The sequence below is a fragment of the Methanohalophilus sp. RSK genome, assembly GCF_003722075.1.
Taxonomy (GTDB): Archaea; Halobacteriota; Methanosarcinia; order Methanosarcinales; family Methanosarcinaceae; genus Methanohalophilus.
The window spans coordinates 22,868-38,785 of the sequence record NZ_RDSK01000002.1; the positions used below are offsets into that span (position 1 = coordinate 22,868).

The 15,918-nt window shown below is 37.9% G+C and carries 10 protein-coding genes and 1 pseudogene; 5 read left to right on the top strand and 6 right to left on the bottom strand.

The window, feature by feature from the left end:
• Positions 1-95: 95 nt before the first annotated feature.
• Entirely contained in the window at positions 96-2,345 is a 2,250-nt protein-coding gene (locus tag EFE42_RS01790; protein WP_123135640.1) for an amino acid permease, read from the top strand.
• Between the two features lie 33 nt (positions 2,346-2,378).
• Here the strand turns inward: EFE42_RS01790 and EFE42_RS01795 are convergent, their stop codons facing one another.
• Both EFE42_RS01795 and EFE42_RS01800 read right to left on the bottom strand, forming a co-directional pair.
• Positions 2,379-3,941, bottom strand: coding sequence for a hypothetical protein (locus tag EFE42_RS01795; RefSeq protein ID WP_123135641.1), 1,563 nt, complete (start codon positions 3,939-3,941; stop codon positions 2,379-2,381).
• A 175-nt stretch (positions 3,942-4,116) separates the two neighbouring features.
• On the bottom strand, positions 4,117-4,902 hold the full coding sequence (locus EFE42_RS01800; RefSeq protein ID WP_123135642.1) for a hypothetical protein: 786 nt from the start codon (positions 4,900-4,902) through the stop codon (positions 4,117-4,119).
• 110 nt (positions 4,903-5,012) lie between these two features.
• On the opposite strand from EFE42_RS01800, the gene EFE42_RS01805 reads away from it, so the two are divergent.
• Both EFE42_RS01805 and EFE42_RS01810 read left to right on the top strand, forming a co-directional pair.
• Entirely contained in the window at positions 5,013-5,756 is a 744-nt protein-coding gene (locus EFE42_RS01805) for a hypothetical protein (protein ID WP_123135643.1), read from the top strand.
• Between the two features lie 47 nt (positions 5,757-5,803).
• Complete coding sequence (locus EFE42_RS01810) at positions 5,804-6,991, top strand: MFS transporter (RefSeq protein ID WP_123135644.1); 1,188 nt, start codon at positions 5,804-5,806, stop codon at positions 6,989-6,991.
• Between the two features lie 200 nt (positions 6,992-7,191).
• Here EFE42_RS01810 and EFE42_RS01815 read toward each other — a convergent pair whose 3' ends face one another.
• Both EFE42_RS01815 and EFE42_RS01820 read right to left on the bottom strand, forming a co-directional pair.
• Positions 7,192-7,560, bottom strand: coding sequence for a response regulator (locus EFE42_RS01815; RefSeq protein WP_123135645.1), 369 nt, complete (start codon positions 7,558-7,560; stop codon positions 7,192-7,194).
• A gap of 25 nt (positions 7,561-7,585) precedes the next feature.
• The gene (locus EFE42_RS01820; RefSeq protein ID WP_123135646.1) at positions 7,586-11,065 is read right to left on the bottom strand and encodes a PAS domain S-box protein; all 3,480 of its coding nucleotides are present in this window, start codon (positions 11,063-11,065) and stop codon (positions 7,586-7,588) included.
• A 496-nt stretch (positions 11,066-11,561) separates the two neighbouring features.
• Here EFE42_RS01820 and EFE42_RS01825 point away from each other — a divergent pair, with 496 nt between their 5' ends.
• Positions 11,562-13,883, top strand: a complete 2,322-nt coding sequence (locus EFE42_RS01825) for a PAS domain S-box protein (RefSeq protein ID WP_123135647.1) — start codon at positions 11,562-11,564, stop codon at positions 13,881-13,883.
• 52 nt (positions 13,884-13,935) lie between these two features.
• Here the strand turns inward: EFE42_RS01825 and EFE42_RS01830 are convergent, their stop codons facing one another.
• Complete coding sequence (locus EFE42_RS01830; RefSeq protein ID WP_123135648.1) at positions 13,936-14,268, bottom strand: hypothetical protein; 333 nt, start codon at positions 14,266-14,268, stop codon at positions 13,936-13,938.
• Between the two features lie 706 nt (positions 14,269-14,974).
• On the opposite strand from EFE42_RS01830, the gene EFE42_RS01835 reads away from it, so the two are divergent.
• Positions 14,975-15,247, top strand: a complete 273-nt coding sequence (locus EFE42_RS01835; RefSeq protein WP_123135649.1) for a hypothetical protein — start codon at positions 14,975-14,977, stop codon at positions 15,245-15,247.
• A gap of 74 nt (positions 15,248-15,321) precedes the next feature.
• Here EFE42_RS01835 and EFE42_RS10700 read toward each other — a convergent pair.
• Positions 15,322-15,906: pseudogene (locus EFE42_RS10700) on the bottom strand (GNAT family N-acetyltransferase).
• Positions 15,907-15,918 lie beyond the last annotated feature (12 nt).

Below are 15,918 nucleotides of genomic sequence, written 5' to 3' on the forward strand. Positions count from 1 at the left end.
GAACTGGAAGTCGATAACAATTATGTCCCTGTATCCAAAAATGCAGACACATAAAGAGAAAATCTTTTTAAGTAGTTCTCCTTTTCTCTTCCCTTGTGCCCGACGATAATATACGTGTCAGTTTGAGCAGGGATCTTACCCTTTTTGATATTACAATGATCGGACTTGCCGGAATGATAGGGGCCGGTATTTTTGCCCTCACCGGTATAGCCACAGGTATAGCTGGGCCGGCAGTGATGCTTGCTTTTCTTCTCAATGGTGTGATTGCCACCTTTACAGGGCTGGCTTACGCTGAACTTGGTTCTGCAATGCCTGAAGCCGGTGGAAGTTACCTGTGGGTAAGGGAAGGTATGGGAAACCATCTGGGTTTTCTTTCCGGCTGGGTTGATTGGGCAGCACATACTATCGCATGTGCCCTCTATGCAGTAACTTTCGGTGCATTTTTTTCAGAACTCATTGTTAATTTCCTGGGATATGAGCAGTTTGATCAGGGAATGCTGATAAAAATATCAGCTCTTGTGATTGTTTCCCTTATGGCTCTCATAAATTTCATGGGAGCCAAGGAAAGTGGTCGCCTCGGTGGTTTTGTCACACTTTTTAAAATTGCTATCCTGGTAGTTTTTGCCGGTTTTGGCATTTACAAAACAATTACCCAACCCGACTGGACATTTTCATTTTTCAGTGATCCTTCTTTTGCACCCAACGGTTTCATAGGTATCCTGGTAGCTATGGGTTTGACTTTCATTGCCTTTGAGGGATATGAAATCATAGTGCAGAGTGGTGAGGAAGTCAAAAGGCCGGAACATAACATTCCTAAAGCTGTTCTTATTTCCCTGTGGACAGCTGTTATCATTTACATAATAGTCGCTTTTGCTTTGATAGGAGGTATTGAAGTAGGTATTCCCAACTGGATTTATCTGGGTGAACTTGGTGAATTCAGTATGATAAGGGTGGCAAGCCAGATAGTATCCTTTGGTTCGGTGCTGATCCTGGTGGGTGGTTTCGTTTCCACTATCAGTGCAATGAACGCCACCGTATATTCCTCATCAAGGGTGGCCTTTGCCCTGGGAAGGATGGGATTTTTACCAAATTCCCTTTCAACCATCAATGAAAAAAGGCGGACGCCTCATTTTGCAATCCTTTTCAGTTATCTGATCATAGCGTCAATGGCGCTGCTTCCCATCGAAACGGTGGCCTCAGCTGCAAATGTGATGTTTTTGATTCTCTTCATTCTGGTCAACATGGTCCTCATAATTCTCCGCTTTAGAAGACCTGACCTGAAAAGGGCATTTAAGATGCCTTTTGCACCCTATCTCCCCCTGGTTGCAATCGTTGTGCAGATTTTTATTGGATATTATATGGTAACTGAAATCGAAAATACTGCATTTGTAGTTGCAGTTACTATCCTCTGGGTTATACTGGGTTCTTTCATCTATTTCTCTTACTCAGAGAAGGAGCTTAAAAAACGTGCCAGGGTCAGCCGTAAGAAAATGTATGAAAGAAAACCTGCTCGGGAAGAAGGTTACAGAATCCTGGTCCCTATAAAGGATGAGGAAAGTGCCTTTAAACTTGCATCATTTGCCCGTTCCGTGGCAAAGGAGAAAGACGGGACAATCCTTTTTCTGAGTGTGATAACCCTGCCTGAACAGACGCCATTCTCGGCTGCTGATGAGTACCTGCCAGAAAAACAGGAATTTATTCACAGACTTATCAATTCAGTTGATGTACCTGCAGGCGGTATCATCAAGGTAGGCAGGTCTGCACCTGATACCATACTGGCTACTCTGGAAGAAGAAGAATCTGATATGCTGGTTATGGGCTGGAGAGGCCGGACCTTCAGACAAGACGTTGTTCTTGGCAGTACCATTGATCCATTATTGCTCAAGGCTTCCTGTGACGTGGTAGTTGCCCGTTTCGAAGCTGACCGGGAATGGAAGGACATGAAGAATGTCCTGCTTCCCACGGCAGGAGGACCTCATGCTATTCTTGCAGCAGAGATGGCACGTAGTCTTGCCAGGAAAGAAAAAGGTATTGTTACAATGCTCAATGTTGGTTCTTCGGATGAGGATAGGAAAGGTGCAACAAAGGCATTCCAGGGGGTTTCCACTCACTTATCGGGAGTGAAAACAGAAAGCAAGTTTATCATTGGTGATGATGCAGTGTCAGTAATTGCTGAAGAGGCAAAGAATCATGATGTGATCTTTTTGGGCGCAACCACCCGTCCCTTCCTCAAGAACTTCCTGAGGGGTGTGTTCCCTGAACAGGTCATTCGTGGTACCGATAAAACTGTAATCATGACTCGCAGATGGGTCAAGTTCAGGGATATACTTAAAAAGAAAGTATAAAATTGTGAAAGGGTCCTTTTGCCCCTCTTTTCTTTATATTCCAAAAGCCGTACGTGTAAGCACTATAAGCCCCATAAGTAAATTCAATACAACAAGCCCTCCGATTGCCATTACTCCGTATTTGAGCCATGTGGTATTGAAATCGAATATTGAAAGGGATTGTTGTACTGAATCCATTGTGTCGTTTGCTTTTGAAAGTGTCTCTTTTGATTCTTCAAGATTATCATTCAGGTTGTCCAGTACGGTATTAATGCGTGGTTGTTGATCGCTACGCAAACTTTCCAGGATCCCATGAGCTTCATCAAGGGTTTGTGGGATAATGCCGGGTTTATCTTTCCACACATGGGTAAGCAGCAATTCTTCTTTTTCAAGTTTATGCAATTGCCTTTCATAAAGGGAACTCTGGGCCATTATATGATCAAAATTGCGCTGGTAGCCATCAAATTTTGTCGCAATGGAAGCTGAAACCCTTGCACCCACAGGCTGTGCTTTTTCCAGTGAACGTTTTCCTGAAGATCCTAATGAATTCCTTATAGCTGAAATGTTTGCCTCTGTGCTTGCAGGTATTTTGTCTTTAAATCCAGATTTTTCTTCCGTATTTTGGTAATCCCTTTTTCCTGTGTCAATCTTTGCAAATTGGTTCTCTTTATTTTTTTTCAAATCATCAGGATTAAAGGTTCTTTTAACTTCATTATCATCACTTATTGGCATGAAACTGGATGAATCCTGCTTTAATAAACCGGATGTTGGAATTTTCAGGTAGTCCGATGTATCAATCATTCCCACAGGTTGAATGATGTCATTGTTCATTTCGAATTTTGCAACAGGCATTTCTTTCATTACAGATTGCAGGGATGATGTGATCTCACCTTTGCGTTCTATCAGGTCATTGAAGTAGGCTTTACGTGCAGTTATTCTGTCAAGTTTTAGTTTCTGTGCAGGTTTAAGGTCTGTAATGGATATAGGTACCTTTTCTCTGGTAACAAACAATTTCTTTGTTTCTGTCAATACTTCTTCACTAACCTCCAGATTGTCATCAATTCCTCCGAGAACATCTTCTATCATAGGCTGTTCTACGGTATTCAGGCGCTCAAGAACTTCTTTTGCGTTGTATATCCCGGTGGTAAGAACTCCCGGTTCCTTGTAGAGAATTTCCATCATCTGACCGTTGATAGCTGCGATTCTTGACAGGATTTCGAACTTTTCCAGTACATTTTCCATATCTGAAATCATGTCCCAGAAATTAAAGGAAAAATCCAGGGGGTCTTCCACACCCAGATTTTGAAGTTGCTGCAACAATTCCTGCTTTTCAAGTTTCAATTCATCAAGTCTGTTTTTCTCTTCTTCCCAGAGATCATTTTCTGCCCGGGGGCTCAGCCTTTTTATGGCTATGAGTTCTTCTGTTTCCTGCAGGAAAGAATTTAGCTGTTCTCCTACGGATTGGATTGTCGAGCCAATTATCGCAATGGATATACCTGCGGCTTCTGCAGCATCCCCTGCAGATTCACTGCTCTCATAAATCGATTTACCAAGCGTATATAATCCGCCGGTTGCCACTCCTGCTACTACGTCAACAACATCTCCAAAACTTACCATTTCCACTCCTCCTATAGTTTACATACTTTTCAAACAAATAAAATTCAAAACAAAGTATAGATTAGATGGTAAAATTATGTTTAATAGGAATCAAAAGGATAACCCTCAAAAACGGAGTAATTAATATTCATCTATTATATTAATGAAACTAAATAAGAGGGAATAACTTCGTCTTTCACCGATAATTCCCTTCACCAGCAACGCTTTCCCCTACGATTGGGACCCAACCGTCCAGGCTTCCTTCCAGGGTTATGTACAGATGTTCATAATATTGGTTGCCACTCCAGCCATAGATCCACCAATTGTTCATTCCCATAAAACTCATGGAAATATCTACCGTATTTTCTGCAGTTGTGTTGTACTTTGCATAAAGACGGCTATCGTATTGGTACGTCTTAACATTTTCATTGTCTTCATTGGGGAATTGGTTTGCAACTTCTTTTATGTTGTATTTTGGTATGAATGTAACTTCATTTTCCAGAGGGTTTCTTGTGTTCAATTCATGATCACCATTCTGGTAGATGCTGAAACTCTCTGGATAGGGTACAGGCGTATCTTCTGAATATTCAGTGGATTCGTTTATTGTACGGTTCAGTCCTTCACCCTGACCTTCTTCTATTGGAACCGGAGTTGAATGGAATTCAGGGTCAATTTCATGTGCTGTGATTTGCAGCATTTTCCCGTGTTTGGTTTCTTTAATGGTACAGTTCCAGCCGGTTGGCTTGTTCAGATTGTTCTCTGATTTCAGGGCCTCTGAAAAAAAAGATTCATTCCCATCAGAAGGAAGGGGTAAATACAGCGTCACGTTATGAAGCGGCTGCAATGTTTTTATGCTGACATCATACTGATACTCGCTCTGGAAAGTATCTTCGTACATCTGGTTCTGGTGGTTGGTCCATAGGACCGAGGCTGCTATAGTGATAATAGTAAATACCAGGAATATTTTTATTAATTTGTTCATAGTTGCTTTTTGTAGTATAATTATAAGTTTTTATTTCTCCAAATCGTATATAGGAAGAACAAACATATTTGATGGCTTAAGAATATCTGTTATACAGGAGATACCAATTCATGGACATTTCAAAAAGTTACAAAATATTTGGAATAACGCTGGTGGTTGCATCAACCATTATTTACTTCTTCCATTACCTGATTTTTCATGATCCACACCACATATTCATATTCCTCGTGAGCGATATAGCATTTGTTCCAATAGAGGTTTTGCTTGTCACGATGATATTGCATAAGTTGCTTAGTGATATGGAGAGAAGCAAGCGGCTTGATAAATTGAATATGGTTATCGGTGTTTTTTTCAGCGAAGTGGGAACGAAATTGCTCGCTTTCTTTTCAGACGCCGATCCAGGTCTTGAAAATGTTCGCAATCGGCTAATTGTAAGGAAAGACTGGACTGATGAAGATTTTGAGGAAATTACTACATTCCTGCGCAATTATGAATATTCGGTGGATATAGGCAACGTGGATCTTGTCTTCCTGCGTGATTTCCTGAGAAAACACCGCAGTTTTATGGCAGGTTTACTTGAAAATCCTTCTCTGCTTGAACATGAATCATTCACGGGTTTATTGCGGGCGGTCTTCCACCTGATGGAGGAGCTGGTCAGCCGCGCGGACCTGGAAGATCTCCCTGAGTCGGATCTCGATCACCTGGCCCTGGATATAAAAAGGGCTTATAGCAGGCTTGTTATAGAATGGCTGGCTTACATGAAGTATTTAAAGCATAACCATTCATACCTCTTCTCTCTGGCAATGCGAACCAATCCTTTTGATACAAAGAGCTCTGCAGTGGTCCATTCATGAAGTACCTGTATTTAGCTTCCAGATGCAGGTAAATTACGAGAGAAAAAATGAAAAATCTATCAGGAAAGCATCTATCCAGACAACTTGCCCTTTTATTCGTGGGGACCTTCTGTGTTTTCCTGGCCCTTTTATCTTTTATTCCCCTGCTGCCACCCATAGCTGCAGAACTCAACATTTCCCGCTCAAACCTGGGTTGGGTGGCGGGAATTTTCATGATATGTATGGCCTTTTTCCAGATTCCCTTTGGCATGATGTCAGACAGGTTCGGAAGAAAGCCCATGATAATCGGCGGTATATTTATTTTTTCCAGCGGATTATTTGTGACGTCCTTTGCTTATTCCTTTCTCAGCCTTCTTGGGGCACGTGCTATTTCAGGAATTGGGGCTGCAATCTTTTTTTCGACCTCGTTCACGATGATTGGTGACCTTTATGAATTAAAGGAGAGGGGAAGGGCAATGGGTATAATAGCCATTGCTGTGGGATTGGGTACGATTTCCGGATATATAGCCGGGGGTACACTGGGGGAAGAATACGGATGGCGATTTGTCTTCAAGACACTTTCATTGATCGTTTTTCTTGTATGTGCTGTATTTTTCCTGCTGGAAGAGACTGCTCCAAAATATCGGGAAAATACCCATTTCCTGAAACTTATGACCCTGTCCCTCAATCTTTTCAAAGCCCGCACCATCCTATTTGTGACCTTTATAGCGATGTTCTGCAACATGGCTTCCATCGGTGCAACCTACGTGCTGCCCTTCTTCGCCCAGGACCAGGGTATATCTACATCAACTACCGGTTTATTGTTCGTACCGTTTGCAGCAGTCAGTTCGATAAGTGCTTCAGGTTGTGGCAAATGCTCCGATACAATCGGCCGGAAAAAACCTCTGGTCGCAGTCACATTCGTGGCAGCGGTCGCTTTAATCTTGTTCTGCAGGATGCCAGTGGACCCCCTGTCAATCGCCCTGAATTTCGCCCTGGTGGGGTTGTGTTTCAGTCCGGTTGTAACACTTACCTCAACCATCCTGGTAGACGAAGTTGTACGTACCGATTCAAGCATACTGGGTACCACAATGAGTACGTTCAATATGATTCGGTGGCTCGGTGCAGCGCTGGGGCCGGTGATTGCGGGTGTGATGCTGGACCAGTACGGTGCACGTGCCTCGTTGCTGGTTCTGGCAGTACTTGTGACAGCGGCGTTCGTGCTGGCGGTGGGATTGAGGGAGAAGTGGGAGTGAAGGGCCGGTTATTTTGTGTATTTTGAGCAGATGAAGTGTTGAAATACTGCTTTAAATCATAACGATACTACTTTGCTTTGTTTTTCCAGGTAAAGTAAAATATATCTTAAATGTTGTTTTCCTCATATCAGAAGAAGATATCCTAATTTGGAGAAGATGGTAATCTCCTCTATGTCAGATTTTGATCTTTTTCATTGCTTTCAGGAATCTACGTAATATGATACTGTTTCCTTGAATTTATGTATATCAATTGGTTTGGAGATATATCCCTTACAACCAGCATTGATGAATTTGTTTTCATCCCCTCTCATCGCATGCGCTGTAAGTGCTACTACAGGTATGTTTTTTGAATTCTCCGATTTTTTGAGATGGTCCAAAACTTCAAGTCCATCCATCTTGGGCAACTGCATATCCAGCAAGATCAAATCAAGATCACAATTTTCATTAACGATATCAAGAGCTTCTGATCCATCTTCAGCCTGTTCGACTTCATAACCATATGATTCAAGAAGATCTACAGTAAGTTCCATATTCATTGGATTATCTTCAACAACCAGTATTTTTGCCATTAGCTTCACATCCTATAAGTTTGTGTTATTTCAAAGGAATATTAAACGTGAAAGTACTTCCTTTACCGACTGCACTTTCGACCCCGATCTCTCCATCATGCATCTCTACGTATTTTTTTACAAGCGCAAGACCCAATCCCGTTCCTTTATACTCTTTATTAGAAAAAGAACCTGCCTGTATGAAAGGGTCAAAAATCGTTTCTTGTAATTCTGGACTTATACCAATTCCTTCATCAATAACAGATACTTTCAGTTTTTTATCATCAATAGATCCTTTAAGGCATACATTTCCATTTGCTGGAGTATACTTTATCGCATTGCTAAGTAAATTGTGGATAATTTCTTTTAGTTTTATTTTATCGATACACATCTCAAAACTATCAGGTGAAATATCAATTTCAAGATGGATATTCTTTTCCTTTGCCAGCTGCTTGACATAAATACTCGCCTCTTTTATCAATGCAGGCACATCGATCAGTTCAGGTTCCAGTTCCATTTTACCTGATTCAATTTTTGATAGATCAAGAACACCATTAATTAGTTCCAGTAAGTATTCTCCACTAGATTCTACATTTGAAATATACTTGTGCTGCTTTTCATTTAGTTCTCCAAATTGTTCTCCATCTAAAACCTGAGAAAACCCAATTATTGAATTAAGGGGTGTACGCAATTCATGACTCATATTGGCAAGGAATTCAGATTTGGAAAGGTTGGCTTCGTCTGCAATTGTTTTTGCTTGAATAAGAGCATCTTCAAATTTCTTTTGCTCACTAATATCTTGCGAGACACCAAATATAACATTCTTTCCTTTCCATGTACCATATGTTATTTTAGTTTCGACAGGTATTTCATTTCCCTTGCAATCAATAAGAGGTACATGACATGAATCCTTTTGACCTTTTACCATAGCCTCAACAATGGTATGGGCTTCATCTCTTCTTTCGGGAGGATGTACATCAAGCACATACATTGATTTCAATTCATCAGATGTATATCCCAATTTCAATTCAACCATTTTATTCGTAGTAATGATATTCCCATTCATATCCAAAATAAACACCAAATCGTTTAAATTGTTATAAAAGTTAATGAGTTCTCTTCTTTGCCTCTTTGTTCTGTCATGTATTTTTTTATTTTCTATTATATTACCAACCATCGAAGCAGTGGTTTCAATCATATTTCGAGAATAGTCGGGTATACTTTCATGAGTATGTGAGGCTAAATTCATGGCCGCCACAAGTTTTTTGTTAACCATTATAGGTACAATGGCCAATGCTGTCAATCCCTCATATTTTTTGTCTCTAGTTGTGTTGAGATTCAATTCATCGTATTTTTTGTAAATTGGTTTGCCTTTACTAATCAGTTTTACTTGAGGACTATCTTTTTCATAATATGAGCTCTCTTTCACGAATTTATTGGATAGGCCTTTTTGGATAATTAAATCAAGACCTCCAGTGTCTTCATCTACTATATAGATTCCACCAGAATCAACAGTCTCGATTCCCGTCATCTCATCCAATAACAGGTTTAGTGCCTCCTCCAGATCGTTAGTCGCACTCATACCGAACGCTATGTCCATCTGAAGTTGCATTAAATGTTCTAATCGAGTTTGTTTGGTGATATCTAATGCAGTACATATTACAGAATCTACCTCTCCGTTGTCTCCTATCTTTGGCACTTTTTTAATTGAAAGTAGACGCTCTTCACCTGTTGGATCTTTAACACATTCGATAGTATCCACTTGTTTGCCTGAAGTAAATACTCGCAAGTTTCCTTCTCTACACACATTTGCTACATTTAGAGGTAAAAAATCAGTCAATTTTTTGTACTGAATCTCTTCCTTTTCCATTCCCAAAAAGTTAGCATGTGCATCATTAACAAGTGCATACGTATCTGGATCGCTTAGATACCATATTTGAATGTCTACTGTATCCAGCAGCATCTCTTTTTCATCTTTTTGGTTATTAAGCTCAATCTCCATTTTCTTACGGTTAGTTATGTCAGTAGTTGTACCATAAACCTGAAATAGCCCGTTTTCCCTCCTAAAACCCCTGTCACTCGACAAAAACCATGCATTTGTTCCATCTGCTTTTTCTACTTCATATTCAAGTGACATTTTTGTTTCAAGCTTGGAGGAATCTAATTTAAAAGCGTCCATTATTTTTGGAATATATTCTGGTTTTATATAGTTGAAATATTTTTGCCAATCATTGTTTATGGTTTTTGGAGGAAGGTTTAAAAATTCATCTACAGCATCAGATATATATGCATTTCTAACTTCGTAATTGTCATCAATATCAACTTTCCAGATGACATTCGGTATATTTTCATTTATAAGCTGCAATTGATTCAATTTATCTCTTAATTGTTCTTCCATCAATTTTCGCTGGGTAACATCACGTACATTGGCCAAATTTGCATATTCGTCTTCATACTCAATTGAAGTTACTGCAAACTCACAATACAGAGTGGATCCATCTTTTGTTAATACTTTGGCTTCATAGATACGAGGTACTTCTTTTCCCTGTTTTCTTTTTTGATGAATTTCTTGAATATTTTTTCTATCATCAGGATGAACCAATTCAAAGAGATCTATTTTATACAATTCTTCTTTTGTGTACCCTATGTTTTTGCACAGGGTATCATTAACAAAAATAAATTTATTTCCTTGCTCTATATAAACCGAATCATGACTGTTTTCAACTACAGCCCGATATAAGTTTTCACTTTCAGTTAATTTTTTCTCAGTCTTTTTGCGTTGATCTATATCTTCATGTACACCAAGAGCTCGATGAGGAATACCTTTTTTGTCAACTTCAAACGTATTGCCTTTTCCAGAGATCCATTTCCATGTTCCGTCCTTACATTTCAGGCGAAACTCTTCCTCATAGGGTTGGGCATTCTCAACAAATTTCTGAATACGCGGAAGAACGCTTTTTTTATCCTCGGGATGCATCAAACCGACCCACGTATCTACATTCATGGGAAGTTCTCCTGGTTCATATCCCAGCATAGTGTAATATCTTGGACTAAAAAATGTTTCATCTGTATCCAGGTTCCAATCCCAAAAACCATGGTTTGCTGAATCCATGGCTAATTCAAACCGTTCTTTTGTTTCCTCAAGTTCTTTTTGTGCCTTTTTCATATCAGTAATATCACTGAAAACAGTTGTAAATTTACCTTTTTGGGATGAGGATACAGATATAGTAAAATATTTGTTCATTGGTGGAAAATACGTTTCAAATCTAGTTGCTCTACCAGTTTTTGCAACTTGAGAATATACATCAATATAAGGAGGTTTTTTACATCCATATATATCTGAAGCACGTTTGCCAATAACATTTTCCCTACTTAAGCCCAGTATCTTTTCATAAGCGGGATTCAAACCAGTGATAATATAATCTTCAGGAATACCTTCTTCATCATATATCATTTCGTGAAAACAGATTCCTTCCTCTACAATTTCATAAAAATGGTACAAATCAGATTGTATCATATCATCCATATATACCACTTTCTGTTATAGCAACAACAAACGCCTATCAATATTATGTACAAAATAATATAATTATATAACTTTTACTTCTTTTAGATTGTATGTATTATAAATATATCGATTTGAATAATTTCTGATTTATATGATACCGATACAGGTCAGCACATTAGAGTTTATGATGCATTGCCAACTTTAATTACGTATATTTTTTAATTTTTTCAGTTTCTCTAATAATTCAATCCCATCCCAGGTATTTGTATATCCAAAAGAATTGGATCAAATATGTCATTTTGGCTGTTTCTCCATGTCTGAGGAAAATGCATTTACATTTTGCCTTTATTGGATCACACTTATGAGCCATTTATAGGATTAAATTGTCAGCATTAATTTCATCAATTTTTCTATGAGAAATATTAATATAAGGGCTAGTGCAATATTTTAAATAAGATAGTTTCTAAATATAATTACCAGTGTATCATATTAATATTTTGTTGAGCATGATTTGATGATTGGTGCTGAATTATTTGATTTATGGGAAGATAACATCGCAATAATATCTCCAGATGGAGTTATCGCTTATACTAATAAAAGCTGGAAACAGTTTGCAATAGATAATGGATTGAATCCAGATGAATGCGATGAAGGAACTAATTACCTTAAAGTATGTGATGATGCAACAGGCCAGAATTCAGATGGGGCTTCAATTGCAGCAGAAGGAATCAGGGATGTAATATCTGGAAAAAAGCCGATATTCAAAATGGAGTATCCCTGTCACAGTCCAGATGAAAGACGCTGGTTTTTACTGAATGTTAGCCCTCTTTTAAAGACATATCCAACTGATGTTATTCTACAACATATAGACATAACGGAAAGAAAACTTGCCGAAGAAGAGATAATAAGAAGTGAAGATGAACTTGCAGCTATATACAAAAATGCTCCTATAGTTATGATGTTATTGGATAATGAGAGTAGGATTAGAAATATAAATGACTATGGAGCAAAATTCACAGAGTCCTCTGCAAAAAACCTGATGGGTTTAAGGACCGGTGAAGCCTTAAGATGTCTGCATCATCTTGATGATCCTGGGGGTTGTGGATATGGTCCTTTCTGTGACGAATGTACTGTTAGAAACACAGTATTGGAAACTTTTGAAACAGGCAATCCTCATGATATGGTGGAAGCCACGCTTCCATTTTCTGTAGAGGGAAAAGAAAAAGAATTGACATTTCTTGTCTCGACTTGCCTTATAAATATAGATAGAGAATCAGGGGTGCTTGTTAGTCTTTTAGATATTACTGAACGTAAATCTATGGAAAAAGTATTAAAGAAGAGTGAAAAACGATTTAAGGAAATTTATTTAGAATCTCCGATTCCCATTGAAATTTACAATTCTGAAGGACACTTAATTGATGCGAATACTTCCTGCCTGAAACTTTTTGGTATATCTGATGTTGCAGAGGTACAAGGTTTCAATCTTTTTGAGGATCCAAATTTACCTTCTGATACAAGAGAACAATTGCTTGCAGGTGAAACGATTGAGCACGAAACCACTTTTGATTTTGACTTGGTCAAGAATCTAGACTTGTACAAAACAAGTCGTTCAGGTATTATTTATATAAGTGTGAAAATATCTGCATTGTGTATGGATTGTATAGATGGTTATCTTGTCCATGTTCAGGATATAACTAACCGTAAACTTGCAGAAGAAAAAGTTAAGCAAAGTGAAGAAAGATTGGATCTTGCATTACAAGGTTCCAAAGCGGGAATTTGGGACTGGTATGTCCAAAGTGGTGAAACGGTTTTTAACGAAAGATGGGCTGAAATTGTTGGATATACACTTGATGAACTTAGACCTATTAATATTCATACATGGATTGACCTGATTCATCCCAAAGATTACAAGCTGGCTGAAGAATTGTTAAACAAACATTTTGCAGGTGATACCGAATTCTATGAGTGTCATCTGCGTATGAAACATAAAAAAGGTCACTGGGTTTGGGTACAAGACCGTGGGCGTGTCGTTGAATGGAGTGAAGACGGCAAAAAACCCATAAGGATGACAGGCACTCATATTGATATAACGGATCGCAAAAATGCTGAAGATGCTATTATTCAAGCAAAAACAATTGCATACGAAGCCAACCTTTCCAAATCTGAATTCCTTGCCAATATGAGTCATGAATTGCGTACACCTCTGAACTCAATTCTCGGTTTTTCCCAGGTGCTGAAAACGAATGCCTCCAATCATCTGGACGATAAAGAAATTAAATATGTATCTAATGTTCTAAAAAGTGGAGACCATCTGTTGAACTTGATTAACGATATTCTTGATATTTCAAAAGTCGAATCTGGTAATATGGATTATGTGCCTGAATCTGTAAATATTGAAGAAATAATTGATGATACAATTACGCTTGTGAGCCCCATGGCAAAAAAGAAAGCAATTGATTTACATGTCAGTTTTAAGCATGAAAATCCAGATATACAGGTTGACAGGTCAAAATTCAGGGATATCATGTATAACCTGCTTAGCAACGCAATAAAATTCACACCTGAAAAAGGTGAAGTCCAGGTTACTACAAAAATTACTGATGGGAAACTCCATGTCTCTGTTTCAGATACAGGCATTGGAATTCCTGAAGGAGAGTTCAAAAGTATTTTTGATCCTTTCAAACAAGTAGATTCATCCGCTAACAGAAAATTTGGCGGTACTGGCCTTGGCCTATCTCTTGTAAAAAAGTATGTTGAGATGCACAATGGAAATATTTGGGTTGAAAGTGAAGTTGGAAAGGGTAGTATTTTTACATTCACTGTTCCAATTGATTAATAAAAGAGTGTTTCTCTGGCAACTACTGCTATATTAAGCGTTTTGTAGAATACTAGGATACGAAAAATAATACTATAGATGCCATAAATAAAAGACAGATCAAACCCACGATTTGGTAATTTATATTCCGGTTCGATTTGCTATTTGTTGAATTTGATCTGTTATTTTGAATAATATATTCTTTCTCTCCCATACTATCCTTGATAACATTGGCAATTGTGCTTTTATCAAATGAGTTTGAGATTTCATTACAGTTATATTTAAGTTCTTTTTGTGGACTTTCATCTTCAAAATCTTCATTATTATCAAAATTTATGAATAAATGAGAACTTACGATAATTACTGTAGCCACAATAATCACAAAAATAATAAAATTGGCTTTCATTCAATCACATTTTGCAGTCAATTCGGTAGCTGAGAATATGTTACAAAGAATATTTATATTTATATGTAACATATATAGACCCTATCGGTCTTCTTTATTCAAATTAAAAAAATTATCAAGTATTATGTATATACACTTTTAATTATTTGAACTGATTAGACTTAACAATTTATTGATTAATTTACTTTTATAATATTTTTAAAATAGGGTTATTATATAACTTCGTTCATATGGTAACTATTATAATTTACATAATTAATTACGATGGGCAAGATGGAAAGCAGCTTTCATATCGTACCACCACCATACCACCAAACTGCTTTTTTACGATGTATTGCCCATCATAGATTTTCGGATACAATTAACATATTCAGAGATATCAAAATGGAATTGACTAACTGAAAGTGCTTCCTTTTCCAGGTTCGCTTTCTGGCCAAATATTTACTTCATGCATTTCTATATTTCTTATAATTGTAAATCTCAAACCAGTTCATTTATATTTTTATGTAAATGATGAGTAAATTTGTTTGAAATTATAATATATTGGCTCTGTCGATGTACACGCCACCGTTAAGAGTCGGTGAGTAATTAATGTTAAGATCAAGGACATAAAAATTGAAATTACAAGGCCTGAAATCCAAAACCTGTCGCTATGCTTAATAAATTAGAAAATCAAATATGTGGTTGGCATTGGAGATGAACCAAGATGAAACATGGGGAGTTTTATAAGAATAATGAGACTGGCAAAGTTGGGAAAATTGTAGAAACAAGTCCACTGGCAATTTTCTTAAAAATAGATGGTAATTTTGTCGAATTTGAGAGGGATATATTTTTGGATTATTGGTCCAGAGTCAAGGGAGAATCGGAATACGAATTGGAACTTACTCTGTTATATGATGAAATATGCCAGATCGCAGACAAGCAGAATGTGGACACTAAAAAATTAATCGCCGATCTAAATCACCTGTCTACAAAATAAAATCCTGCTTAACTTTTTTGAATCGATTTTTAATCAGTTCTTTTGATTGAAATTGGTCGATTGAATACCCAATTTCAATTTTCACAATTGTCCAGTGTATAGCGCAGGGGTTTATGGTCAACCCCTTTTACATTTGTAGGTCCTTCATTTTTCATACCGATTTTTTTAGCAACTTTTCTGGAAGCAATGTTATCCTCATGCGAAAAAGCGATGAACTGCTTACAATCCAGTTTGCGGCAAGCGTGATGCAAGAAGATCTGGATAGCCTCGGTTGCAAATCCCCGGTTCCAGTGTTTTGGTAAAATGGACCAGTAAACCTGCTATGCTCCCTTGGCCGGGTCAGGCAGCATTCCAACAGAACCGACAAATTCATCACTGCTCTTTTTTGCGACAGTATAGGCATAGACCTCATCTGGTTCATTGTAGTTTTCCATCGTTTTATGGAAAAACCTGCGGGTATCTTTATAGGATGCAGGTTTTTGACTGAAGAAAAAATATTTTGTAGCTTTGTCATTTGAGATAAATCTGTAAAAACCAGCAAAATCTTTCGCCTGCAGCGGCCTTATGACAAGCCTTTCGGATTCCATGATTTCATGTATTCTTGCTGGCATGGGTATACACATGGGATAAAGACTTATGTGTTTTACCGTTGCTGGCATCAAATTCAATAA